This is a genomic window from Sphingomonas sp. UBA978 (assembly GCF_002292295.1).
Classification (GTDB): Bacteria; Pseudomonadota; Alphaproteobacteria; order Sphingomonadales; family Sphingomonadaceae; genus Sphingomonas.
In genome coordinates this window covers 1-21,918 of sequence record NZ_DBBS01000005.1, presented here as the reverse complement: position 1 = coordinate 21,918, position 21,918 = coordinate 1, and the positions used below count along the sequence as shown (strand labels likewise).

At 66.6% G+C, this 21,918-nt stretch carries 26 protein-coding genes and 2 tRNA genes; 18 read left to right on the top strand and 10 right to left on the bottom strand.

Annotated elements, in window-relative coordinates; genetic code table 11:
* Window positions 1-15: 15 nt before the first annotated feature.
* Together leuD and B2515_RS01555 are read left to right on the top strand one after the other, a co-directional pair.
* Complete coding sequence (gene leuD, locus B2515_RS01560) at window positions 16-645, top strand: 3-isopropylmalate dehydratase small subunit (protein WP_293872870.1); 630 nt, start codon at window positions 16-18, stop codon at window positions 643-645.
* Window positions 608-1,606 (top strand): NADPH:quinone oxidoreductase family protein, encoded by a 999-nt coding sequence (locus B2515_RS01555; protein WP_293872869.1) that lies wholly within the window; start codon window positions 608-610, stop codon window positions 1,604-1,606. Before leuD ends, B2515_RS01555 begins: the two co-directional genes overlap by 38 nt.
* A gap of 4 nt (window positions 1,607-1,610) precedes the next feature.
* Here B2515_RS01555 and B2515_RS01550 read toward each other — a convergent pair whose 3' ends face one another.
* Window positions 1,611-1,754 (bottom strand): hypothetical protein, encoded by a 144-nt coding sequence (locus B2515_RS01550; protein WP_293872868.1) that lies wholly within the window; start codon window positions 1,752-1,754, stop codon window positions 1,611-1,613.
* 186 nt (window positions 1,755-1,940) lie between these two features.
* Between B2515_RS01550 and B2515_RS01545 the strand changes: the two genes are divergently transcribed.
* The 9 genes from B2515_RS01545 (at window position 1,941) to nadA (ending at window position 8,948) form a co-directional block, all read left to right on the top strand.
* Window positions 1,941-2,264, top strand: coding sequence for a DUF1476 domain-containing protein (locus tag B2515_RS01545; protein ID WP_293872867.1), 324 nt, complete (start codon window positions 1,941-1,943; stop codon window positions 2,262-2,264).
* A gap of 5 nt (window positions 2,265-2,269) precedes the next feature.
* A complete protein-coding gene (locus B2515_RS01540; RefSeq protein WP_262829454.1) occupies window positions 2,270-2,500 on the top strand; it encodes a BolA family protein in 231 nt (76 codons plus the stop codon).
* Between the two features lie 11 nt (window positions 2,501-2,511).
* Window positions 2,512-2,838, top strand: a complete 327-nt coding sequence (gene grxD / locus B2515_RS01535) for a Grx4 family monothiol glutaredoxin (RefSeq protein WP_293872855.1) — start codon at window positions 2,512-2,514, stop codon at window positions 2,836-2,838.
* A 13-nt stretch (window positions 2,839-2,851) separates the two neighbouring features.
* On the top strand, window positions 2,852-4,099 hold the full coding sequence (locus tag B2515_RS01530; protein ID WP_293872854.1) for a glycosyltransferase: 1,248 nt from the start codon (window positions 2,852-2,854) through the stop codon (window positions 4,097-4,099).
* 267 nt (window positions 4,100-4,366) lie between these two features.
* Window positions 4,367-4,735, top strand: a complete 369-nt coding sequence (locus B2515_RS01525; protein ID WP_293872853.1) for a BlaI/MecI/CopY family transcriptional regulator — start codon at window positions 4,367-4,369, stop codon at window positions 4,733-4,735.
* Window positions 4,732-6,255, top strand: coding sequence for a M56 family metallopeptidase (locus B2515_RS01520; protein WP_293872852.1), 1,524 nt, complete (start codon window positions 4,732-4,734; stop codon window positions 6,253-6,255). Before B2515_RS01525 ends, B2515_RS01520 begins: the two co-directional genes overlap by 4 nt.
* An 83-nt stretch (window positions 6,256-6,338) precedes the next feature.
* Window positions 6,339-7,196, top strand: a complete 858-nt coding sequence (locus B2515_RS01515; RefSeq protein WP_293872851.1) for an MBL fold metallo-hydrolase — start codon at window positions 6,339-6,341, stop codon at window positions 7,194-7,196.
* Window positions 7,178-7,909: a DUF4230 domain-containing protein gene (locus B2515_RS01510; RefSeq protein ID WP_293872850.1), complete on the top strand. Its 732-nt coding sequence runs from the start codon at window positions 7,178-7,180 to the stop codon at window positions 7,907-7,909. Before B2515_RS01515 ends, B2515_RS01510 begins: the two co-directional genes overlap by 19 nt.
* A 31-nt stretch (window positions 7,910-7,940) precedes the next feature.
* Window positions 7,941-8,948 (top strand): quinolinate synthase NadA, encoded by a 1,008-nt coding sequence (gene nadA, locus B2515_RS01505; RefSeq protein ID WP_293872849.1) that lies wholly within the window; start codon window positions 7,941-7,943, stop codon window positions 8,946-8,948.
* Window positions 8,949-8,954: 6 nt separating this feature from the next.
* On the opposite strand, the gene B2515_RS01500 is transcribed toward nadA, so the two are convergent.
* Window positions 8,955-9,158, bottom strand: a complete 204-nt coding sequence (locus B2515_RS01500; protein WP_293872848.1) for a hypothetical protein — start codon at window positions 9,156-9,158, stop codon at window positions 8,955-8,957.
* Between the two features lie 27 nt (window positions 9,159-9,185).
* Between B2515_RS01500 and nadC the strand changes: the two genes are divergently transcribed.
* The 3 genes from nadC to B2515_RS01485 are packed head-to-tail and all read left to right on the top strand — an operon-like array spanning window position 9,186 to window position 11,217.
* On the top strand, window positions 9,186-10,037 hold the full coding sequence (nadC, locus tag B2515_RS01495; RefSeq protein ID WP_293872847.1) for a carboxylating nicotinate-nucleotide diphosphorylase: 852 nt from the start codon (window positions 9,186-9,188) through the stop codon (window positions 10,035-10,037).
* A 29-nt stretch (window positions 10,038-10,066) separates the two neighbouring features.
* Window positions 10,067-10,507, top strand: coding sequence for a hypothetical protein (locus B2515_RS01490; RefSeq protein ID WP_293872846.1), 441 nt, complete (start codon window positions 10,067-10,069; stop codon window positions 10,505-10,507).
* Window positions 10,504-11,217 (top strand): ribonuclease T2 family protein, encoded by a 714-nt coding sequence (locus B2515_RS01485; protein WP_293872845.1) that lies wholly within the window; start codon window positions 10,504-10,506, stop codon window positions 11,215-11,217. The genes B2515_RS01490 and B2515_RS01485 overlap by 4 nt, the downstream gene beginning before the upstream one ends.
* 18 nt (window positions 11,218-11,235) lie before the next feature.
* On the opposite strand, the gene B2515_RS01480 is transcribed toward B2515_RS01485, so the two are convergent.
* The 5 genes from B2515_RS01480 to rpsA all read right to left on the bottom strand — a co-directional run bounded on the left by B2515_RS01480 (window position 11,236) and on the right by rpsA (window position 15,380).
* Window positions 11,236-11,661, bottom strand: coding sequence for a DUF4112 domain-containing protein (locus B2515_RS01480; protein ID WP_293872844.1), 426 nt, complete (start codon window positions 11,659-11,661; stop codon window positions 11,236-11,238).
* A gap of 5 nt (window positions 11,662-11,666) precedes the next feature.
* Complete coding sequence (locus tag B2515_RS01475) at window positions 11,667-13,088, bottom strand: ABC transporter substrate-binding protein (protein WP_293872843.1); 1,422 nt, start codon at window positions 13,086-13,088, stop codon at window positions 11,667-11,669.
* A gap of 17 nt (window positions 13,089-13,105) precedes the next feature.
* Window positions 13,106-13,189: transfer RNA gene (locus tag B2515_RS01470), tRNA-Leu, on the bottom strand.
* A 62-nt stretch (window positions 13,190-13,251) separates the two neighbouring features.
* Window positions 13,252-13,530 (bottom strand): integration host factor subunit beta, encoded by a 279-nt coding sequence (locus B2515_RS01465; RefSeq protein WP_293872842.1) that lies wholly within the window; start codon window positions 13,528-13,530, stop codon window positions 13,252-13,254.
* A gap of 131 nt (window positions 13,531-13,661) precedes the next feature.
* A complete protein-coding gene (gene rpsA / locus B2515_RS01460) occupies window positions 13,662-15,380 on the bottom strand; it encodes a 30S ribosomal protein S1 (protein ID WP_293872841.1) in 1,719 nt (572 codons plus the stop codon).
* Between the two features lie 326 nt (window positions 15,381-15,706).
* Here rpsA and B2515_RS01455 point away from each other — a divergent pair, with 326 nt between their 5' ends.
* Window positions 15,707-16,081 carry a hypothetical protein gene (locus tag B2515_RS01455; RefSeq protein WP_293872840.1) on the top strand — a complete coding sequence of 125 codons (375 nt, stop codon included), beginning with the start codon at window positions 15,707-15,709 and terminating at the stop codon, window positions 16,079-16,081.
* Between the two features lie 17 nt (window positions 16,082-16,098).
* Here B2515_RS01455 and cmk read toward each other — a convergent pair whose 3' ends face one another.
* Both cmk and aroA read right to left on the bottom strand, forming a co-directional pair.
* Window positions 16,099-16,746, bottom strand: coding sequence for a (d)CMP kinase (cmk, locus tag B2515_RS01450; protein WP_293872839.1), 648 nt, complete (start codon window positions 16,744-16,746; stop codon window positions 16,099-16,101).
* Entirely contained in the window at window positions 16,743-18,080 is a 1,338-nt protein-coding gene (aroA, locus tag B2515_RS01445) for a 3-phosphoshikimate 1-carboxyvinyltransferase (RefSeq protein ID WP_293872838.1), read from the bottom strand. Before aroA ends, cmk begins: the two co-directional genes overlap by 4 nt.
* Before the next feature lie 109 nt (window positions 18,081-18,189).
* Between aroA and B2515_RS01440 the strand changes: the two genes are divergently transcribed.
* The 3 genes from B2515_RS01440 (at window position 18,190) to B2515_RS01430 (ending at window position 20,320) form a co-directional block, all read left to right on the top strand.
* Window positions 18,190-18,510 carry a TIGR02300 family protein gene (locus tag B2515_RS01440; protein WP_262829412.1) on the top strand — a complete coding sequence of 107 codons (321 nt, stop codon included), beginning with the start codon at window positions 18,190-18,192 and terminating at the stop codon, window positions 18,508-18,510.
* A gap of 93 nt (window positions 18,511-18,603) precedes the next feature.
* A tRNA-Ala gene (locus tag B2515_RS01435) sits at window positions 18,604-18,679 on the top strand.
* A 90-nt stretch (window positions 18,680-18,769) separates the two neighbouring features.
* On the top strand, window positions 18,770-20,320 hold the full coding sequence (locus B2515_RS01430) for a site-specific integrase (protein WP_349676222.1): 1,551 nt from the start codon (window positions 18,770-18,772) through the stop codon (window positions 20,318-20,320).
* A gap of 765 nt (window positions 20,321-21,085) precedes the next feature.
* Here B2515_RS01430 and B2515_RS01425 read toward each other — a convergent pair.
* Window positions 21,086-21,837, bottom strand: a protein-coding gene (locus B2515_RS01425; RefSeq protein ID WP_414711351.1) for an IS5 family transposase whose coding sequence is annotated in 2 segments (ribosomal slippage) — window positions 21,086-21,514 and window positions 21,517-21,837 — 750 coding nt in all. Because the reading frame shifts where the segments join, the coding sequence is not laid out codon by codon here.
* Window positions 21,838-21,918: the final 81 nt, after the last annotated feature.

The window sequence follows — 21,918 nt, the reverse complement described above, 5'->3', positions numbered from 1 at the left end:
GAAGACGCAGCGCTGATGCAGCCGGTCACGACCGTCAGCGGCGTCGCCTATCCGTGGGGCGCCAAGAATATCGACACCGACATCATCATCCCGGCGCACTGGCTGAAGACGATCACGCGCACCGGCCTGTCGCGCGGGGCGTTCGAAACGGTACGCGCGCAGCCCGGCAACGTCTTCGACGACCCGCGCTATGCCGGCGCACCGATCCTGATCGCGGGCGACAATTTCGGCTGCGGGTCGAGCCGCGAACATGCCGCCTGGGCGCTCGCCGACATGGGCGTGCGCGCGGTGATCGCGCCGAGCTTTTCCGATATCTTCTCGGGCAATGCGTTCAAGAACGGCATCGTCCCCGTCGTGCTGCCGCAGGCGGCGGTGGACCGGCTCGTCGAGGTGGCGAGGGACCAGCCGGTCACCGTCGACCTCGAAACGATGACGGTGACCACCCCGTATCAGGACCGCTTCGCCTTCGAACTCGACGCCTTCCGCCGCCAATGCCTGATGCAGGGGCTGGACGAGATCGGCCTGACGATGGCAAAGGATACCGCGATTTCGAATTTCGAAGGCGCGGTGGATCAACACCGCCCCTGGATCGCGAGCAGGAGCGGATATGCGGGCATTGCTGTCAACGGCGTCGGGCGGACCTGAAACCCTGCAACTGACCGAGCTGCCCGATCCGCAGCCTGCCGCGGGGCAGGTGCTGATCGCGGTCAGGGCATGCGCGATCAACTATCCCGACGTCCTCATCATCGAGGACAAATACCAGTTCAAGCCGACGCGGCCGTTCGCGCCGGGCGGCGAGATCTCCGGCGTGATCGAGGCGGTGGGCGAGGGCGTCACCGACTGGCAAATCGGCGACCGGGTGATGGGCGTGATCGGCCATGGCGGCCTCGCGACGAAGATCGCGACCGAATCGCAGCGCCTGTACCGCCTGCCCGAAGAGCGCAGCTTCGCCGAGGGCGCGGCGCTGATCCTGACCTACGGCACCACGATCCACGCCCTGCTCGATCGGGGCCGGCTGCAGGCGGGGCAGTCGCTGCTCGTGCTGGGGGCCGCGGGTGGCGTCGGGCTGGCGGCGATCGAACTCGGCAAGGCCTATGGCGCGCGCGTCGTCGCCGCGGTGTCGTCCGACGAGAAAGCGGCGGCGGCCAAAGCGGCGGGTGCGGACGAGACGCTGATCTACGGTCGCGCGCCGTTCGACAAGGACCAGTCCAAGGCGCTGGCCGAACAGTTCAAGGCGGCGGGCGGTCGCGGCGGGTTCGACGTCATCTACGATCCGGTCGGCGGCGATTATGCCGAGCCGGCATTACGGTCGATCGCATGGGAGGGGCGCTATCTGGTCGTCGGCTTCCCCGCCGGCATTCCGAAGCTGCCGCTCAACCTGACGTTGCTGAAAAGCTGCGACGTCTGCGGCGTCTTCTGGGGGGCGTTCGCGGCGCGCGATCCGCAGGCCAATGCCGCGCATGTCGAGGAGCTGTTCAGCCTCTGGAAGCAGGGGCGGATCGCCCCCCGCGTCACCGAAACCTTCGCCTTCGAGCGCGGCGGCGACGCGATCGCACGGATGGCGGCGCGCGCCGCCATCGGCAAACTGGTGGTCGAGGTCGGCTGACCGGTCAGCGCACCGCGAAGACGAGCGCGGCGATCATCGCCCACAGCAGCAGCGAGATCGCCGTGCCGATCACGACCCCGGCGAGCGGCGGCGCACGACCGTCGGCATGTCGGGCGTCATAGCCGATGGTGGCATGGGGCTTCAGCATCGTCCTTCTCCTCGGGCGTCGTTGATGACGTCGTATTTCACCATCTCACGTCCCGGCCGAAAGTTCCACAGGGTTCGATGTCGACATACCCGTTTCAGGAAAACGTCCCGGAACGGCGCATACGTTGCACGGGTGCGGGGCGGCACCTATGTGACGGGGGAGCATAACCCCGGGGGTGAGTGGGCCATGACCAGTTTTGACGATCGCGGACAGGCCGAGGAAAACCACATGGCGCACGAGGAGGAGATGGCGTTTCGCGTCACCGCGCGCCGCAACCGCCTGCTCGGTCAATGGGCCGCGCAGCAGATGGGGCTGACGCCCGAGGAAACCGACGCTTATGCCAAGGCGGTCGTCCAGGCGGATTTCGAGGAAGCGGGCGACGAGGACGTGATGCGCAAGCTGTTCAGCGACCTCACCGCCGCCGGCGTCGACATCGACGATGCGGTCGTCCGCCGCGCGCTCGCCGAAAAGGCGATCGAGGCGCGCCGCCAGCTGATGCAGTCGGAGTAAGGCGGATGCCGATGGCTGCCGACGATATCGCCGCCTTGATCCGCGCCGCGATCCCCGATGCCGAGGTGGAGATCACCGATCTGGCCGGCGATGGCGATCATTATGCCGCACGCGTCGTGTCGGCGAGTTTCGCGGGGCTGCCGCTCCGCAAGCAACACCAGGCTGTCTATGCGGCGCTAGGGCATCGCATGGGCGGCGAATTGCATGCGCTGCAACTGAAGACCGCAGCCGCTTGAGGATGATGACCATGACCGACGATACCCACGCCCGCATCGATGCCGTCGTGAAGAGCAACCCGGTGGTGCTGTTCATGAAGGGCAGCCCGCTGTTCCCGCAATGCGGCTTCTCCAGCCGCGCCGTCGCGATCCTCGATCATCTGAACGTCGATTACGAGAGCGTCGACGTGCTGCAGGATCAGGGTATCCGTCAGGGCATCAAGGCCTATTCGGACTGGCCGACGATCCCGCAGCTCTATGCCAACGGCGAATTCGTCGGCGGATCGGACATCATGATGGAGATGTACGAGAGCGGCGAGCTGGCGACCCTGCTGAAGGGCGAAGCCGCGGCCGGCTGAGCGGTTCGCGACAATGCTGGTCGACCGGGGCGCGCCGCATGCGGGGCGCCCGTTGCTCGTCTGCGACCTGACGCAAAGCTATTCGCCGACCGGCGGTGGCGGGATCAGCACCTATCTGCGCGAAAAGCGCGACCACGTGCTGTCGCATACGCCGCATCACCTGTTGCAGATCGTGCCGGGCCCCGAAGATCGGGTGACGATGAACGGCCGCCATATCTTTGCGGAGGTGGCGGCGGATCCGGTGCGCGGCAGCCCCCATTATCGCTTCATCCTGCGCGTCGCCGCGGTGCGCCGGCTGCTTGCCGACTATCGCCCCGACGTGATCGAATCGCTCTGTCCCTGGGTGCTGCCTTGGACCGCGATCCAACACCGCCGCGCGTTTCCCGCCACCGCGCTGGTCGCGGGCTATCGTACCGACTTTCCCAACGCGCATGTCGACCGGGTCGCGCGTTCGCTGTTCGGGCCGGCGGGCAAGCTCTTCTACTGGCTCAGCCTCGGCTATACCGAGATCACCTATCGCGAGTTCGACCACGTCTATACGCTGGGCGAGGCCGCGCGCGAGACGCTGCGCCGCCGCGGCATCACGCGGACCGGGGTGCTGCCGCTCGGCGTCGATACCGCGCTCTTCCATCCCGCGCAGCGCGATCCCGACTATCGCCGCCGCCTCGGCCTGCCGGGCGCGGGGCCGTTGCTCGTCTATGCGGGCCGGATCGACAATGAGAAGCGTGCCGACCGGCTGGTCGCGATGATGCGACGGCTGCCCCCCGAGCTCGGCGCGGCGCTGGTGATGATCGGCGACGGCAAGCTGCGCGCACAGCTGCAGCGCGACGCGGCCGACCTGCCCATCGCCTTCACCGGCTTCGAACCCGATCGTGCGGCGCTCGCGCGGGCGCTGGCGTCGGCGGACCTGTACGTCTCGGCGATGGCCGACGAGACGTTCGGCATCTCGATCATCGAGGCGCAGGCGGCGGGGCTGCCGGTGGTCGGCGTCGCCAGCGGCGCGATGCCGGCGCGGGTGCCGGCTGGATTGGGGCTGCTCGGTCCGGTCGACGATACCGCGGCGATGGCGGCGAACGTCGAGCGATTGTGGCGGGGCGATCTCGCCGGGACCAGCGCCGCGGCACGCGCGCACGTCGAGCGGCATTTCAGCTGGACGCGCACCTTCGACCATCTGTTCGGAACGATCTATCCCGAAGCGCTGGCGCATGCCGCGTTGCGGGGCGCGTCTGGATCATCGGTGCGGATGGCCGCCGCCGGCTGACGGCCGGGTGCGGGTGGGCTGCGCGAGACTCGGAAGATAGCGGCAGGCCCACCCTGCTGAAGCGTCGAAACGCTCGGCTGCTGCACACGATGCAGGCCGTGTGCCAGTTCGGCCGACCCCCGGATTTGCGCCGTCACGGTGGTTAACGCGCCGCGCTGCACTCTCCCGCCTGTAAAGCCGTCCGACAGTTGTACCGCTACGCCGCGTTGGCTCTTGACTACAGGCGTAATCACAGCGATTACATCCGTAGTTACAAAGGAGCCGACCATGGCAGAACGAATCAGCGATGCCGAACATGCGGTGATGGAGGTGCTGTGGGACGAGGCGCCGCTGACCGCGCAGGACGTCGCCGAGCGCGTCGATCCCGCCAAGGGGTGGAGCGCCAATACGGTCAAGACGCTGCTCGGGCGGCTGCTCGCCAAGGCGGCGATCGCGCATCAGGAGGATGGCCGTCGCTACCTCTACCACCCGCTCGTCGCGCGCGGCGACTATGTGTCGGGCGAATCGAAGCGACTGATCGACCGTCTGTTCGGCGGCAAGCTCACGCCGCTGGTCGCGCACCTTGCCGAACGTGACGAGCTCACCGCGCAGGACATCGCCGAGATCGAGGCCCTGCTGAAGGACCTCAAGCAATGACCGGGTGGCTGATCGAGGCGCTGATCGCCTCCACCCTGCTGATGCTGCTGGTCCTGCTGGCGCGTCGCCCGGTCCGCAACGCCTTCGGGCCGCAGGTCGCCTATGCGTTATGGGCGCTGCCGGTGCTGCGACTGGCGCTGCCGCCGCTGCCCGATGCGTGGCGGCAGGCGGCGGTGACGCCGATCTCCGGCGTCGGCGAGACGATCACCGTCTTCGTCGTCGATGGCGGCGGCAGCGCTGCGGCCGCGGTGGCCGCCCCGTCCGTACCCTCGATCGCGCTGGTCGTCGGCGGCCTGTGGGCGGTGGGCGCGCTCGCCTTCCTGTTCTGGCATCTGACCAGCCATACCCGCTTCTGCCGCCGCCTGCTCGGCTCCGCCGCGGCGATCGAGCGGGTGAGGGGGGTGCATGTCATCGCCAGCCATGTCGCGACCGGGCCGCTCGCCTTCGGGGTGCTGCGCCGCTACGTCGCCTTTCCGCTCGATTTTGCCGACCGCTACGATGCCGACGAACGCGAACTCGCGCTCGAACATGAGATCGGCCACCACCAGCGCGGCGACCTGATCGCCAACTGGATCGCGCTCGCGGTGCTGGCGATCCACTGGTTCAACCCCGTCGCCTGGCGCGCCTTCCGCGCCTTCCGGGCTGACCAGGAACTGGCGAACGACGCCCGCGTGCTCGCCGGCCGCTCGACCATCGACCGCCACGCCTATGCCTGCGCCATCGTCAAGGCGGCGCACGGCGGCGCGGTGTCCGCCGCCTGCCACCTCCACACCATCGACGATCTGAAAGGGAGAATCCGCATGCTGTCCACCTCGCCGCGCTCGCGCCGCCGCCTCGCCACCGGAGGCGCGCTCGTCTCCACGCTCGTCCTCGCCGGCCTCGGCCTGACCGCATCCGGCACCAGCGCCGCCGCCGCGCTGACCGGCAAGGTCGGCAACACGCTGGGCGTCGATCTCCAGACCGCGCCGCCGGCGCCGCCTGCCCCCGCCGCGCCGCCGGCCCCGGGCGCCGTGGACGCGCCCCGCGCGCCCGAGGCGCCGCAGCCGCCCGCCGTCGCGAAACCGGCCAAGCGCATCGTCGTCAATCGCGTCGGCAAGGACGGCAAGGTCAGCACCTATACCTCCGCGTCCGACGGCACGTTCGACGACCATGCGATCCAGCAGATGGTCGACCGGTCGCTGAAGATGGCGCCCGAGGTCACCGAGCGGAACTGCACCAACGGCCGGGACGGCGGCCCGAAGGAGATCGTGGTCCATGCGGTCAAGGGCGAGAAGCGGACGATGGTGATCTGCACCAACCGGATCGAGGGGATGGTGGCCGCGAACAAATTCGCCGCCGTCGACGCCGAGAAGATCCGCCGCGACGCGATGACGACCGCGCTCGCCAGCGTGCAGGCGACGCGTGCCAGCATCGCCGCCAACCGCGACATGGCGGACGCCGACCGCAAGGAGGCGCTCGCCGAGATGGACGAGGCGCTCGCCGAACTGCGCACCGAAATGGCCTCGCCCGACAAGGACTGATCCGATGCGCGCGACCTCTCCCGCATGCCGGCGGGGGAGGTCGCCTCTTGCGCTGCAGCGCACACCGCGCCACATCGGACGCAATGGCTGAGCATCCGACCGGCATCCCGATCCAGCTCGAGCCGCTCGTTACGCGAGTGCTCGCGACCAATCCCTCGCCCTACACCAACGGCGGCACGCAGACGCACATCGTCGGCGCGGGCGATCTTGCGGTGATCGATCCGGGGCCGGACGACCCCGCGCATATCGACGCGCTGCTCCGCGTCATCGCCGGCCGGCCGGTGCGCGCGATCGTCATCACCCATCATCACCGCGATCACAGCCCGGGCAGCCGGCCGCTCGCCGCCGCCACCGGTGCGCCGATCGTCGGGGCCGCGCCTGTGCATGTCGCCAGCGACACCCCGCGGCTCGATGCGGCGTTCGACATGGAATATGCGCCCGACCGCGTGCTGGCGGAGGGCGAGGACGTCGCCGGCGACGGCTGGACGCTGACGGCGCTGCCGACGCCGGGCCACACCTCGAACCATCTTGCCTTCGCTTTGCCGGAAACGCGCGCGCTGTTCTCCGGCGACCATGTCATGGGCTGGGCGACCAGCGTCGTCTCGCCGCCCGACGGCGACATGGGCCAGTATATGGCGAGCCTCGACAAGCTGCTCGGCCGCGACGATCGCATCTATTATCCCGGCCATGGCGAGGCGGTGGAGAATCCGCAGCGGCTGGTGCGCGGCATGCTCGGCCACCGCAAGCAGCGCGAGGGGCAGATCCTGCGCCTGCTGCGCGCGGCGCCGCTCGCGCTTGATGCGATCACCGCGCGGATGTACGTCGGGCTCGACCCGCGGCTGATCCCGGCGGCGGAGCGGTCGGTGCTGGCGCATCTCTACGACCTGCGCGGCCGGGAACTGGTGAACGGGGAGGACGGGATATGGCGGATCGCGGCGTGAACGAGCCTGTTCCGGTCGCGCGATCCTCGACCGGATCGTTCCTCGGCAAGGCGGTGGGAGTGATAATCCTGCTCGGCCTCGCCGTCATGATCGGCCTGTGGGGCGTGCAGCGCTACGTCGAGCGGCGGTTGTCGCCCGATCCGACCACCGTCGCCAGCGCCAGCCTTCAGGGGCTGCGCGAACAGAACCGCCTGTCCGCCTTCGCCGCGCGCTTCGTCGCGGTCAGCACCTCGCGCCAGTCGCAGCTCGGCCTGTCGACGGAAAAGACGCTCATCATGCCCGGGCTGGTCCGCTACGAGGTCGATCTCGGCAAGCTGACCCAGCGCGACGTCGCGTGGGACGCGGACACGCGGACATTATCGGTGCGGCTGCCGGGGATCGAACTCGACGGGCCGCAGGTCGATCTGACCGCAATCCGCGAATATGGCACGGGCGGCATCCTGTCGCACGTCACCGATGCCGACACCCGGCTCGACGCCGCCAATCGCCGCGCCGGTCAGGCCGAACTCGTGCGGCAGGCGCGCGACGGCGCCCCGATGAAACTGGCCAAGGACGCCACCCGCCGTGCGGTCGAGAGCAGCTTCGCGATGCCGCTGCGCGCCGCCGGGATCGACGCCACGGTCAAGGTCAGCTTCGCCGACGATCCCGTCGCATCGACCGAACGCTGGGACGCCAGCCGCTCGCTCGAAGAGGTGCTCGGCAACGCGCGTTGAGCGGCGCGCCACAATCGCCTAACGGGGGCGTATGGAACTGACCCTGAGCTTCGCCGGACTCGATCTGCGCGCCGAAATCGAGCGCCTCCGCAAGGAGCGCAACGCGGTGATCCTGGCCCATTATTACCAGAAGCCGGAATTGCAGGATCTCGCCGATTTCGTCGGCGACAGCCTCGATCTCAGCCGCAAGGCGCAGGCGACCGACGCCGACGTCATCGCCTTCTGCGGCGTGCGCTTCATGGCGGAGACGGCCAAGATCCTCAGCCCGGACAAGATCGTCGTGCTGCCCGACATGGACGCCGGCTGTTCGCTCGAGGACAGCTGCCCGCCCGACCAGTTCGCCGCCTTCCGCGCCGCGCATCCCGATCACATCGCGCTTACCTACATCAACTGCTCGACCGAGGTGAAAGCGCTCTCTGACGTCATCGTCACCTCCTCCTCCGCCGAGACGATCCTTGCGCAGCTGCCGCGCGACCAGAAGATCATCTTCGGCCCCGACCGCAATCTCGGCGGCTATCTCCAGCGTAAGACCGGGCGCGAGCTGCTGCTGTGGCCGGGCGTGTGCATCGTCCACGAGGCGTTCAGCGAAACCGAATTGCTCAAGCTCAAGGCGCAACATCCCGGCGCGCCGGTCGCCGCGCATCCCGAATGTCCGGCGGTGATCCTCGACCATGCCGATTACGTCGGCTCGACGCGCGGCATCCTCGAATTCGCCAATGCCATGCCGGGCGACACGCTGATCGTCGCGACCGAGCCGCACATCATCCACCAGATGGAAAAGGCGATGCCAACCAAGCGCTTCATCGGTGCGCCCGGCGCGGACGGCAATTGCAACTGCAACATCTGCCCGTACATGGCGCTCAACACGATGGAAAAGCTCTACGTCGCACTGCGCGACCTGACGCCGCGGATCGAGATCGAGGAGGGGCTGCGGCTCAAGGCCAAAAAGAGCCTCGATGCGATGCTGACGATGGCGTCGGCGACGGTCGGGCAGGGCGATCTCGGTCCGGTTCGTGCCGTGCCGGTCACCGGCGACTGAGCCGGATCAGTGGTTCGCCGCCGCGTCGTTTTCGGCAAGCAGGTTGCGTGCCTCGTCGATGTGGATGGCGATCATCGTCAGGTCCAGCCGGTCCGCCGTTTCCAGCGCCAAGGTCAACAGGCGATGCAGTTCGGCGGTCGCCGCTTGTTCATCCATCATCGTCAATCCTACCGGGCCGGATGCCGAACCGATGACCCTGCGCATCGTCATCTCTAACCCTCTTTTGGTATACGAATAATGGTCTTTTCGCTACCCGGTTTCGATGTGGATGCGTTCGTCGCGGCAACGCTGGCGGAGGACATGGGCGAGGGTGGTGACATCACCTCGGCCGCGGTGATCCCCGCCGATGCGCGTTTCGCCGGCCTGATGGACACGCGGGAGGATATCGTCGTCGCAGGCATAGGCGTGGCGGAGGCGTTCTTCCGCAGCCTCGATGCCGGCGTCGTGCTGGAGAGGCTGGTCGAGGACGGCGATCGCGTCGCGGCGGGGACTGCCTTGCTGCGCCTGCACGGCAATGCCCGCGCGATGCTGACGGCGGAACGGTCCGCGCTCAACACCGTCCAGCATCTGTCGGGCATCGCGACGCTGACGCGTACCTATGTCGATGCGATGGCGGGGACCGGGGGCATCCTGCTCGACACGCGCAAGACGATCCCCGGGCTGCGGCGGCTGGAGAAATATGCCACCGCGACCGGCGGCGCGCAGAACCACCGGATGGGCCTGTGGGACGCGGCGATGATAAAGGACAATCACGTCGCGGTCGCGGGCGGTGTCGCCGCCGCGGTTTCGCGCGCGGTCGCGGCGGGGATCGCGCGGATCATCGTCGAGGTCGACCGGCTCGACCAGATCGAACCCGCGCTCGGCGCCGGGGCGACGCACTTGCTGCTCGACAATATGGCGCCGGCGATGCTGCGCGAGGCGGTCGCACTGGTCGGCGGTCGCGTGCCGACCGAGGCCTCCGGCGGCGTCCGCCTCGACACGATCCGCGCCATCGCCGCCAGCGGCGTCACCTATGTCTCGGTCGGGCGACTGACCCAATCGGCGCCGGCCGCCGATATCGGGCTCGATTTTGCTCTCGCAGTGCAGTAGCCTAGCTTTGGTATTGGCAGGGGGGCGTAATGGAGCGGCCGGTTTCGATCGTAAAGTTCGAGCGTTGCTATCTTGGCGCGCTTTTTGTCGGTTTGATTAATCTACTGATTAGCTGGAATAAAATTCAAGCTATGCCTGCTGTTCGCCAGGCAGCTGCGTTGATTGGTGAGTGGTATCTGCCGGTAACTACCGTGCTTGGTTTTGTATTTCCGGTGGTTATCTGGTATTTTGTCGCGCGACGGAGCAGTCTGGTAGCAAAATGGATAGTGACTATCGTTTTCTGTATATCTGTTTTGGGGTTGCTATTTAATTTGTTGATGAAGACATTCGTTTCCCCGCCTTCTGCAGTACTTAGCATATTTGCGGCGGTACTGAATGGAATCGCGATAGTGATGCTGTTCCGGCCGGATGCCAAGATCTGGTTCGGCGAGGGGCTGGACGAGGACGATCTCGAGACGCCGCTGCCATGATCGCACGGCTCGCCACCGCGGCGGTCGCGCTTGCGGTGCCGGCGGTCGCGCAGGCGCAGGCCTATCGCTGTGCGACACCGGCGACCATCGATCGCCCGCGGCCGGACCTGCCGAGCGCCGGCCAGCCGCAACGGCAATTGCCAATCGGCAGCTATACGCTCGCGATCAGCTGGGCGCCGCAATATTGCCGCGAGCACGGCCGCGACGCCGCGGCGCGGTTCCAGTGCGGCGGTGGCAATCGCTTCGGCTTCACGCTGCACGGCCTGTGGCCCGATGGCGTCGGCAAGCAGTGGCCGCAATATTGCAAGGCGACGCCGTTGCTGTCGCGCAGCGTCATCCGTCGCAACATCTGCGCGACGCCGTCGGCACAGCTGTTGCAGCATGAATGGGCCAAGCATGGCACCTGCATGGCTGGCTATCGGCCCGACAGCTATTTCGCGCGCTCGACCGGGCTGTATGCCAGGCTGCGCTACCCCGACATGTACGCCCTGTCGCGCGACCCGCTGACCGCGGGCGGGTTGGCGCAGGCCGTCGCGAAGGCCAATCCGGGTCTCGATGCGGACATGATGCGCGTCACTGCGGACCGGCAGGGCTGGCTGGACGAAATCTGGATCTGTCTCGACACCGCGTTCCGCTATCGGCGCTGCCCGGCGCATCAGGGCGGCGTGGCACCCGCCGCCGCGATCAAAATCTGGCGCGGCGCGCGATAGCGCCCGCGCCGGCCGGTATCAGCCGACGATCGTCGCGGTCGCCGGATGATTCCGGTCGAGATGCTTGCGGATGATCCGCAGGTTGCGGGTGTTCGACCGGAAGAAGAAGTCCGGCACTGCGCCGACGAACGGCACGAGGCCCAGCGCCCAGTCGATCCCGACATTGCCGAACATCCGCGCCATCTGCAGCCGGGACATGCCGAGGTTGCGCGCCTCCCACACCAGCCATGATCCGATCAGCGCGGCCAGCGTGGTGCCGACGAACGGCACCAGCCCCAGCAGCACGTCCATGCCGACCTTGCGATTGGTACCGGGGATGACGAACAGCCCCTCCATCACCCGCTCCATCGCCTCCAGCCGGATGCGGGTCGAGGCGGCGTCGCGGCCGATCGGCAGGCTGTCCAGCAGCGGGCGGGCGTGGATCGGTTGCGGGCGCGTGGTCATGCGCTCTATCTGGTGTCGTCGCGCAACCGGTTCAACGGGTGCCACGCCCGCGTGTTGGGCCGCCACTGCCGCAGCCGCATCGCGACCAGCGACCAGCGCAGCGGGCGGGCGATCGGGATGAAGGCGGTGTCGATCGCCAGCGCCGCATCCGCCACCGCGATCAGTCGCGACCGTTCGGCAAGCGTCGGCGCATCGCGCGCGGCGATCAGTGCGGTCCGCGCCTCGTCGCCGCACATCGCGCAGGCATTGGCGAGGTACCAGCGCGCGCTGTCATAGGGCGCGACCTGATCGATCAGGCGCAGGTCGGCATCCTCGGCCATGCCCACGCGCTGCGGCGTGATCCCGGCGGCCAGCAGCGAGGCGGCGACCTGCGCATACAGGATCGTCGCACCCGGTCCGGCGGGCAGCGCTATCCGCAGCGTTACCGGCATGCCATAGGCCGCGACGCGCGCGCGCGCCTGTTCGCGGCGCTGGTCGGGGGTGAGCAGCGACCAGCCGGGCAGCGCCGGGGGCACGGTCGAATCGAGCGTGTCGGGCAGGATGCGCTCGGCCGGTTCCCAGCCTTGCATCACCGCGCCGGTCACTGCGACGCGATCGATCGCTCCGCTGATCGCGGCGCGATTCTGCGCCTCGGCGAGGAAGCCGTCGCGATGGACGATGGCGAAGCCGAACAGACCCGCCGCCGGGTCGGTGCGCACGTTCGCCGGGGCGATGGCGGCGAAGGTGACCAGCGGCCAGTCGGCGAAGCTGCCGCCGGCGACGTAATCCGAATCGCGTGCGGCGAAGCGGACGATGGCGCGGGCGGCGCGCTCGCCGATCAGCCGAACGTCCTGTTCGGGCCGCGTCTGGCGCTGGTCCTCGGGATCGGCGCGGCCGGGATCGAAGGCGGGGCGCAGCAGCAGGCTGCGCTTGCCCTCTTGCACCACCCGCATCGGCCCGGCGCCGCCGGAGGTCCCGTCACGCCACAGCGCCAGTTCCGGCTGCGCGAACAACTTCAACAGATCGGGCCGCGCCCGCCGCAACCGCACCTCGATGACCTGCGGGGTCATCGTCACGATTTCGTCGACGGCAGTGAGGAAAGGGGCGAGCGGGTTGCGCGATCCGCTCGCAATTTGGCGGCGCAATTGCGCGACGACCTGCTCGGCCTCGACGCGGCTGCCATCGCTCCACCGCGCATCGCGCAGGCGGAAGATGTAGCTCATGCCCTGATCGATCACGATCCATCGCTCGGCGAGGCCGGGTTCGATCTGCCCGTTGGCATCGAAGCGGACCAGCCCCTCGGCGGCGGCGTCGAGCAACAGCCGCCCCGCCGTATCCGGCCGGCCGCGCACCGGGTCGGAAAGCCGCGGCGCGCCACCGATCGCGCTGACGATCACCGGCCCCGAATCGGGCCGCCGGTCGCACCCGGCGAGCAGCGCCGGGACCAACCCGGCGAGCAGAAGGATGGTGCGGACGGCGGGACTCGAACCCGCACTCCGATGGAAGCCGATTTTAAGTCGGCAGCGTCTACCGATTTCGCCACGTCCGCGCACCCGCGCACGACAAGCCCAGCCGGGCCGGGGCGTCAAGCCGCTATGGCGGATATCCGCCTCAGACGTTCAGGCGCGCGCGCATTTCCTTGCCCGGCTTGAAATACGGAACGCGCTTGGCCTCGACATCGACGGTTTCGCCGGTGCGGGGATTGCGCCCGACGCGCGCTTCGCGCGAGCGGGTCGAGAAGGCCCCGAAGCCGCGCAATTCGACCCGGCCATTGGCAGCCAGCCGACGCGAAATTTCGTCGAAGAACGTCGCGACGATCGCCTCGACGTCATGGGCCGCGAGGCCCGGATTCAGATCGCACAATTTTTGAACGAGTTCAGAACGGATCATCACAAGCTCCCCCCGGCTCTATGCAACCAGAGCTTGATAGAGATCAATCGGCCCCACGTACAGGGCCGATCCGTAACCGGTCCAAAAAAAGAAACGGGGCCGGAACGTTTTTGTCCCGGCCCCGCAGGTCTTTACTTCTTTTCGGCGTCCGAACGGGCCTTGAGAGCCTCGCCCAGGATGTTGCCGAGGGTCGCGCCCGAGTCGGACGAACCGTACTGGGCCACGGCCTGCTTCTCTTCGGAGATCTGCATCGCCTTGATCGAGAAGGTCGGCTTCTTCGACCGGTCGAAGCCGGTCACCATCGCGTCGAACTTCTGGCCGACCTGGAAACGCTCCGGACGCTGCTCGTCGCGGTCGCGACCCAGATCCGTGCGCTTGATGAAGCCGGTCGCGCCATCGTCGCCCTGCTGGACTTCGAGGCCCGCATCGCGGACTTCGAGGACGGTGACGGTGACGATCGCGTTCTTGTTCAGGCGATCGCCCGATGCCGCGATGCCGCCGGCCGACGGGCCGCCGCGCTCGAGCTGCTTCATGCCGAGGCTGATGCGCTCCTTCTCGGCGTCGATGTCGAGCACCACGGCCTGGACCGTCTCGCCCTTGCGATGCAGGTTGAGGGCATCCTCACCCGACACGCCCCAGGCGATGTCCGACATGTGGACCATGCCGTCGACGTCGTTGTCCAGACCGATGAACAGGCCGAACTCGGTCGCGTTCTTGACTTCGCCCTCGACGGTCGAACCGATCGGATGGGCGGCGGCGAACGCTTCCCACGGATTGTTCTGCGCCTGCTTGAGGCCGAGGCTGATGCGACGCTTGTCCTCGTCGACCTCGAGCACCACCACATCGACTTCCTGCGACGTGCTGACGATCTTGCCCGGATGGACGTTCTTCTTGGTCCAGGACATCTCGCTGACGTGGACGAGGCCCTCGATGCCCGCTTCCAGCTCGACGAACGCACCATATTCGGTGATGTTCGTGACGCGGCCCGACAGCTTCGCGCCGACCGGATACTTGGCCGATGCGCCATCCCACGGGTCGGACTCGAGCTGCTTCATGCCGAGGCTGATGCGCTGCGTGTCCTTGTTGATGCGGATGATCTGCACCTTCACGGTATCGCCGATCGCGATCATCTCGGACGGATGATTGACGCGCTTGTACGACAGGTCGGTGACGTGCAGCAGGCCGTCGATGCCGCCGAGGTCGACGAACGCACCGTAATCGGTGATGTTCTTGACGACGCCGTCGATGATCTGGCCCTCGGCGAGGCTCTGGATCAGGCCCGAACGCTGCTCGGCGCGCGTCTCTTCCAGCACCGCGCGACGCGACACGACGATGTTGCCGCGCTTGCGGTCCATCTTCAGGATCTGGAACGGCTGCGGGATGTCCATCAGCGGCGTGACGTCGCGGACGGGGCGGATATCGACCTGGCTGCCCGGCAGGAACGCGACGGCGCCCGACAGGTCGACGGTGAAGCCGCCCTTGACGCGACCGAAGATGACGCCCTCGACGCGGGCGGTCTTGCTGAATTCGAGCTCCAGCTTGTCCCAGGCGGCTTCGCGACGGGCGCGATCGCGGCTGAGCATCGCTTCGCCATGCATGTTCTCGACGCGGTCGACATAGACCTCGACTTCGTCGCCGACGTTCAGCTCGGCCTTCTGGCCCGGTGCGGCGAACTCGCGCAGCGGCACGCGGCCTTCGGACTTCAGGCCGACGTCGATGACGGCCATGTCGTTCTCGATCGCGGTGACGGTGCCGTGGACGACACGGCCCTCGAAGCTGTCGGCACCGCCGAACATGTCATCGAGCATCGCGGCGAAATCGTCGCGGGTAGGAGTGGGCTGGGTAGCCATAGGGTTAGAGTGTCCTCAGGTTTACTGTTTCCGGCCAAGCGGTTGGTTCCGCTGGTCTTGGCTGAAAACGCCGCGGCGACCCCATGCCGATCGCGGCATCCATTGGGCTGGGACAGGCGGAGGAAAAGCGATGCGCATCATGCGAAAAGGGCGCGAACGGTCGAACCGATCGCGCCTACCTCCGCGAGCACCTGCTCGCCGGACGGTGGCCGCTTAGGGGAAAACGGGTGTTTTGGCAAGGTGGGCGGGGTGGCGCGGCGTGGAGGAGTAGGAGAGGTCGCTTTCGCCCACTTGCGGACATTCGAGGCATCAATCAGAACCCATGCATGAGCTACGACTTGATGGTGTTCGATCCTGCTATTGCTCCCCGCAACAGAGGCGACTTTCTACGTTGGTATGATGCACAGACGAGGTGGGGCGAGGGTCATTCCTATGACGACCCGCAAGTAACTACGCCCTCGCTTGCAAGCTGGTTTGCGGACGTGTCGAAAGTCTTTCCGCCGATGAACGGCCCCCATGCGTCGAACGATTATGACGATCCGAACGTGACCGATTACTCGATTGGTCGATCTGTAATTTACGCGGCGTTCGCTTGGTCAGTGGCCGCGTTAGCCTTCGAAGAGGTTGACCGCCTTGCAACCAAACACAGCGTGGGCTTCTTCGATGTTAGCAGTGACGAAGGTGAAATCCGCTTCCCCTGAACATCCGATAATCGCCCTCATCCGCCGTCGGCACCATCCGCGACGTTCACCCGCCGCGCCTCGATCAGGGTCACCGCCTTCTGGACGCTCGCCTCGATCGACAGGAAGCTCGTGTCGAGCAGCGCCGCATCGTCCGCCATCACCAGCGGCGCGGTGGAACGGCCGCTGTCGCGGGCGTCGCGGGCGCGGATGTCGGCGAGGACCTTGTCGAAGCTGACCTGCGAGCCGTGCCCCTGCAACTCCTTGTGGCGGCGTTGCGCGCGGATCTGGGGGGTGGCCTTGACGAACAGTTTGGCGTCCGCGTCGGGCGCGATGACCGTGCCGATGTCGCGACCGTCTAGCACCGCGCCGCCGGGCTGGCGGGCGAAGCGCTTCTGGCGTTGGAGCAGCGCCGCGCGGACGAGGGGGTGGGCGGACACGATCGAGGCAAGCTGGCCGATCTCGTCGCTGCGCAATTCCGGATCGGCGAGGAGCGCGTCGTCGAAGCCGCAGGCGGCGACCGCATCGGCTTCCTTCGCGGGATCGAGGTCGAGCCGGCGGACCGTCAGCGCGACTGCGCGGTACAGCAGGCCGGTGTCGAGATGGGGCAGGCCATAGTGGCGCGCGAGTGCTCTGGCGATCGTGCCCTTGCCCGATGCGGCGGGCCCGTCGACGGCGATAATCATGCGGCCGTTCCCTGCGTCAATGCATCAAGCGACTGATAGAACACGGGATAGCTGGTCGCCACCGGGCCTATGTCATCGATCGTGACCGGCTTTGCGGCGTGCAGTCCGGCGACGGTCAGGCTCATCGCGATGCGATGGTCGAGTTTCGAGGCGATGCGAGCGCCGCCCGGGATGGCATCGCCACCGGTGCCGGTGATCGCGAGCCCGTCCTCGAATTCCTCGCAGGGCACGCCGCAGGCCTCGAGCGCATCCCTCATCGCCGCGATCCGGTCCGATTCCTTGACGCGCAACTCGTGCGCGCCGCGGGCGACGGTGCGTCCCGTCGTAAAGGCGGCGGCGACGAACAGCACCGGATATTCGTCGATCATGCTCGGCGCGAGGTCTGGCGGCACGTCGATCGCCGTCAGGGCTGCGTGGCGGACGCGCAGGTCGGCGACGGGCTCGCCACCCACTTCGCGCGCGTCGAGCTCGGTGATGTCGGCGCCCATCAGGCGCAGCGCGGCGATCAGGCCGGTGCGGGTGACGTTGAGGCCGACGTTGCGCACGACGATATCGGAGCCCGGCACGATCGATGCGGCCACCAGCCAGAAGGCGGCGGACGAGGGATCGCCGGGGACGGTGATCGTCTGCGGCGTCAGCTCGGCCTCGCCGGTGATCGATATGATGCGGCCGTGATTGGTGTGCTCGATGCCGATCGTCGCGCCGAAGCCGCGCAGCATGCGCTCGCTGTGATCGCGCGTTGCGACCGGCTCGATCACGCGGGTGATGCCGGGCGTATTGAGGCCGGCGAGCAGCACCGCCGACTTCACCTGCGCCGAGGCGACGGGCAGCGTGTAGCTGATCGGCACCGCCGGGCAGAGGCCGCGGACCATCAGCGGCAGCCTGCCGCCGGGGCTGGCGGTGATGTCCGCGCCCATCTGCGCGAGCGGATCGATGACGCGGCCCATCGGGCGGCCCGAGAGCGAGGCGTCGCCGGTGAAGGTCGCGGTGATCGGGTGGCTGGCGACGAGACCCATCAGCAGCCGGGTCGAGGTGCCGCTGTTCCCCATCTCCAGCGCGGTCTTGGGCTGCAGCAGCCCGCCGACGCCCACACCGTCGACCCGCCACATGCCCTCGCCGATCCGCTCGATATCCGCGCCCATCGCCCGAAGCGCCGCCGCGGTAGCGAGCACGTCCTCGCCTTCCAGCAGGCCGGTGATATGGCTGGTGCCGACCGCGAGCGCGGCAAACATCAGCGAGCGGTGGCTGATCGACTTGTCGCCGGGGACCTGGATCGTGCCGGTGAGCGGGCCGCGCGGGGCCATGCTCAGTTCCTGGGGAAGAGGGTGCGCCATGGGTCGGGGGCTTTGACAGCCACCTTGCGCTATGGCAAGGCGCCGCCCACCTCTCGGGCTAAGGGCGACTTTAGCCTGCGACACCCAATTCCGAAAGGCACGACACGGCATGATTAAGCCGGAATGGGGCACGAAGCGTACGTGCCCGAAATGCGCCACGCGCTTCTACGACCTCGAGAAGGACGATCCCGTCACCTGCATCAATTGCGGATCGACGTGGAATCCCGAACCCATCCTGAAGTCCAAGCAGCCGCTGCCGTTCGAGCAGGCCAAGCCGGACACCAAGGAAGCCGACCGCGACCTCGAGGGTGAGGACGAGGATCTGGAAGCGCTGGGCGAAGAGGAAGAGCCCTCGGCCGACGACGAGGTCGATCTCGGCGGCGACGACGACCTCGGCGTGGAAGCGCCGACCGAAGACGACGACCATTGATCTGACGGCGATATGAAAAAAGGCATGGCAGGCGGATTTCCCCGCTTGCCATGCCCGGGCGCCCCCGCTAGTGGGTCGCCTCCCGGAACGAATGGGGCCGTAGCTCAGCTGGGAGAGCGCTGCAATGGCATTGCAGAGGTCAGGGGTTCGATCCCCCTCGGCTCCACCATTCGTTCTAAGCTGCTGAAACTGCAGCAAAGCCCTGAGAAACATAGGTATTTTACAGGCGTCTAGTACAAAGGTACGAGGACGATAGCCTATGTGTTCCTACCTCCATAGAGCGCCCAATGGCGTCTATTATTTCCGCATGGGGATACCTGCGAACCTGCGCCCCTTCATGGCTGGCAAGCGGGAGATTAAGCGGTCGCTAGGTCTAAAGGACCGGGACGCTGCCAAGGCCGTGATACCCGACATGACGAAAGCGGCTCATGCCCTGTTGAGGCAAGCTGAGCGGGATCGTGACACGGCTGCGAAGTCCGTTGCCAAGCCATTGCCACCCAAGTCCGCCGCTGCATTGGAGCGGGAGCGGAGCCGGTGGGAAGCTGAGCAACAGCACTCAGACAATCTGGCCGATGCCCTGTTCGCCTCTGACATGGAGATTGAGCGGTTAAGCCCGATCATGGATGCCGTTGCGGCTGGGATCGAGCCGGATGCTCCCGTGTCCGATATCGTCAGAGCCGGGAAGCTGGCCGTCGAGCATGAGCGGGAAACGGCTGGGGCATTGGTCGCCAGCTTACATGCCCGCTATGGACAATCTGCCCACGCATCGGAAGGTCAAATCCAAGCCGTTGAGTGCGAGCCTGCTACCGCCTCCGGCCTGTATCTCGACAAGGACATCCTAGATCGCTGGGCCTCAGAGCGCGGTGTCGTCCCCAAGGGCAAGGATACGCATCGGGCCGTAGCCGAATGGTTCTATGCCCGCACTGAGCGCAAGCCCGTCGAGCGGATTACCCGGCAGGACGTGCTGGCCTTCAAGGACAAGCTCCTTGCTGAGGGGCAGACTGTCTCCAATACCAACATGAAGCTATCCCGGCTGCGGACCCTGCTAGGCTGGGCTTACCAGAATGACCTAGCGCCAGCGAATGTAGCTGAGGGGATCAGCGTCAAGGTTGCCGACAGTGGCAAGGGCAAGCGGCTTCCCTTCGCCTTGGATGAGCTACAGGCCATCTTCGCCAGCCCGGTCTATGCTAATGGCGAACGGCCTAAGCAGGGCAAGGGAGAGGCGGCTTACTGGCTCCCGCTGCTCGGTCTGTTTACCGGAGCGCGGTTAGAGGAAATAGGCCAGCTTCGCGTCTCGGACGTGCAGCGCCGGGAGTATCCCGATCAGGATGGCAAGATGCTAGCCGGATGGTTCCTACATATCACTGAGAGTACGGACGAGCGAGGACAGGCTAACCGGATCAAGAATGCTGCTAGCGAACGACTAGTGCCGTTGCATCCTGAGCTAGAACGGCTGGGCTTCATCACCTATGTTGAGAAATTGAAGGATCAACAGGGCAGGGTATTCCCGGACCTTGTTCCTAATATCTATGGCCGTCTTACAGCTAAGTGGGGTGAATGGTTTGGCCCCTACATGCGGAAAGTATGCGGCATTACGGACAAGCGGAAAGTATTCCATTCATTCCGTCATACCTTCAAGGATTATACCCGTAGAGCTAAGGTGCCAGAGGGCATACAGCGGCAGCTAATGGGCCATGCTGGCAAAGATGTGGCCGATGATTATGGCAGCGGATATGACCTTCATAGCTTGGCTGAGGCAATGGCATCTTACCGGGTGCCGGGACTTGCCATTCCCGATCCAGTCCGCTAAGGGGGCCTTGCAGGGAACGGGCCGATTAGAGAGCGGCTACGCCAGCCCTCGACTTAGTAGATCATGCGATCAGCTACCAAAGCGACGGCTACGGCTAGAGCGGCGATGACTAGAGAGTGATTGAACGGCTTAACGGATGCGATCCGGCAGCGGCGATAGGGGTTCCTGTTGCCGCCTTTCCCGTTGATCGAATAGACCCGGACATACAGATACCCGAAATCGCCCCAGAGCCGCCCGTGTGGAGCGATTTGGAAACGGTCGGGTATCTGTAGGCCGGGATAGCCTAGAAGCTCTGTGTGAGTCTCCTAGGGCGATTCTCAGGCATCCGGCCCGAGCGGCACGCCAGCCTCACGGCGGGCAGCTTCCCCGGTCGGGGTCACTCGGTATCCGGTGCCGGTTGCTGAATAGGCAATGTCACCTACCGGGGTGCCATGCGAACGGCGCGCAGCGTCTCCGGTCTGAGCTACCCGAATGCCGGTCGGACTACGGCTGGCCTGATAGGGATCATAGCCGGTCATGCTTTGCCCCACCTGAGGCCCACTTGCGGGGGCCTGTGCGACGAGGCGAAAGCCGGTCGCGGTCTGCACCCACTGAGGGCCACTTGCCGCCTGAGCGGTCGCTGAGGGAGCCTGCGCGGCAGGGCTTGGAAGGCCATTGAACCCGAACGAGCTATTGGCCGTCTGACCCGGTGCCAGCGTAGTGGCGTCGGGAACATCGGGAGTTTCGGCGAAGGCTTCGGACGTGCTGCCTAGGGTTCAGACTCATTCAGAGCCAGAACGCCAAAGCGGTTGCCAGCGCGACGCCTGACAGGAAGTTGGCCGCGAGCTTGTCGTATCGGGTGGCGACGCGGCGGAAATCCTTAAGGCGGCAGAAGGCGTTCTCGATGAGGTGGCGACCGCGATAGCGGTCCTTGTCATAGCGGATGATGCGCTTGCGGTTGCGCCGACCTGGGATGACGGGGACAGCCCCTGCATCGCGCAACGAGCGCCGCAACCGGTCGGCGTCGTAGCCCTTGTCGCCCAGCAGGTAGCGCATGTGCCCGGCGCGCTCGAGAAGCGCGGGTGCGGCCTTGATGTCGCTGACGTTGCCGGGCGTCAGCATCAGCGCATACGGGCGGCCGATGACGTCGGTGAGCGCGTGTACCTTGGTGGTCCAGCCACCGCGCGAACGGCCGATCGCTTGGCTCGATCGCCCCCTTTTGCGCCGAACGCCGCGCGCTGTGCCTTGACGTAGGTGCTGTCGATCGCGGTGCTTTTCGTGACCGCGCCGGTATCCACCAAGGCATCGAGCAGCTTCAGCCAGAAGCCCCTGTGCGACCAGCGGTTGAAGCGGTTATAGATCGTCGTCGATGGACCATAATCGGCCGGGCAGTCGCACCACCGGCAACCGACCTTCAGCACGTGCAGGATGCCCGAGATTACCCGACGATCATCCACCCGTCGGGCACCGGGCTGGTTCTTTGGCAAATGCGGTTCGATCGCCGCCCACGCCTCGTCCGAAAGCCAGAACAGCGCCATCCCGCACCTCTTTTGATCCACACCGCCTGTGAATCACGAAAGCCGCACGCCTTCAAGCAGATGATTGGGTTTGGACCCTAG

Bases quoted from the DNA above. Each gene is read 5' to 3' on its own strand.
- B2515_RS01525 (WP_293872853.1), top strand. From the start codon at position 4,367: ATGGCAGAACGAATCAGCGATGCCGAACATGCGGTGATGGAGGTGCTG.
- nadA (WP_293872849.1), top strand. From the start codon at position 7,941: ATGGAACTGACCCTGAGCTTCGCCGGACTCGATCTGCGCGCCGAAATC.
- B2515_RS01515 (WP_293872851.1), top strand. From the start codon at position 6,339: ATGGCTGAGCATCCGACCGGCATCCCGATCCAGCTCGAGCCGCTCGTT.
- rpsA (WP_293872841.1), bottom strand. From the start codon at position 15,380: ATGGCTACCCAGCCCACTCCTACCCGCGACGATTTCGCCGCGATGCTC.
- B2515_RS01480 (WP_293872844.1), bottom strand. From the start codon at position 11,661: ATGACCACGCGCCCGCAACCGATCCACGCCCGCCCGCTGCTGGACAGC.
- B2515_RS01540 (WP_262829454.1), top strand. From the start codon at position 2,270: ATGCCGATGGCTGCCGACGATATCGCCGCCTTGATCCGCGCCGCGATC.
- leuD (WP_293872870.1), top strand. From the start codon at position 16: ATGCAGCCGGTCACGACCGTCAGCGGCGTCGCCTATCCGTGGGGCGCC.
- grxD (WP_293872855.1), top strand. From the start codon at position 2,512: ATGACCGACGATACCCACGCCCGCATCGATGCCGTCGTGAAGAGCAAC.
- B2515_RS01510 (WP_293872850.1), top strand. From the start codon at position 7,178: ATGGCGGATCGCGGCGTGAACGAGCCTGTTCCGGTCGCGCGATCCTCG.
- aroA (WP_293872838.1), bottom strand. From the start codon at position 18,080: ATGGCGCACCCTCTTCCCCAGGAACTGAGCATGGCCCCGCGCGGCCCG.
- B2515_RS01430 (WP_349676222.1), top strand. From the start codon at position 18,770: ATGTGTTCCTACCTCCATAGAGCGCCCAATGGCGTCTATTATTTCCGC.
- B2515_RS01485 (WP_293872845.1), top strand. From the start codon at position 10,504: ATGATCGCACGGCTCGCCACCGCGGCGGTCGCGCTTGCGGTGCCGGCG.
- B2515_RS01555 (WP_293872869.1), top strand. From the start codon at position 608: ATGCGGGCATTGCTGTCAACGGCGTCGGGCGGACCTGAAACCCTGCAA.
- nadC (WP_293872847.1), top strand. From the start codon at position 9,186: ATGGTCTTTTCGCTACCCGGTTTCGATGTGGATGCGTTCGTCGCGGCA.
- B2515_RS01545 (WP_293872867.1), top strand. From the start codon at position 1,941: ATGACCAGTTTTGACGATCGCGGACAGGCCGAGGAAAACCACATGGCG.
- B2515_RS01550 (WP_293872868.1), bottom strand. From the start codon at position 1,754: ATGCTGAAGCCCCATGCCACCATCGGCTATGACGCCCGACATGCCGAC.
- B2515_RS01440 (WP_262829412.1), top strand. From the start codon at position 18,190: ATGATTAAGCCGGAATGGGGCACGAAGCGTACGTGCCCGAAATGCGCC.
- cmk (WP_293872839.1), bottom strand. From the start codon at position 16,746: ATGATTATCGCCGTCGACGGGCCCGCCGCATCGGGCAAGGGCACGATC.
- B2515_RS01490 (WP_293872846.1), top strand. From the start codon at position 10,067: ATGGAGCGGCCGGTTTCGATCGTAAAGTTCGAGCGTTGCTATCTTGGC.
- B2515_RS01500 (WP_293872848.1), bottom strand. From the start codon at position 9,158: ATGACGATGCGCAGGGTCATCGGTTCGGCATCCGGCCCGGTAGGATTG.
- B2515_RS01465 (WP_293872842.1), bottom strand. From the start codon at position 13,530: ATGATCCGTTCTGAACTCGTTCAAAAATTGTGCGATCTGAATCCGGGC.
- B2515_RS01455 (WP_293872840.1), top strand. From the start codon at position 15,707: ATGAGCTACGACTTGATGGTGTTCGATCCTGCTATTGCTCCCCGCAAC.
- B2515_RS01520 (WP_293872852.1), top strand. From the start codon at position 4,732: ATGACCGGGTGGCTGATCGAGGCGCTGATCGCCTCCACCCTGCTGATG.
- B2515_RS01530 (WP_293872854.1), top strand. From the start codon at position 2,852: ATGCTGGTCGACCGGGGCGCGCCGCATGCGGGGCGCCCGTTGCTCGTC.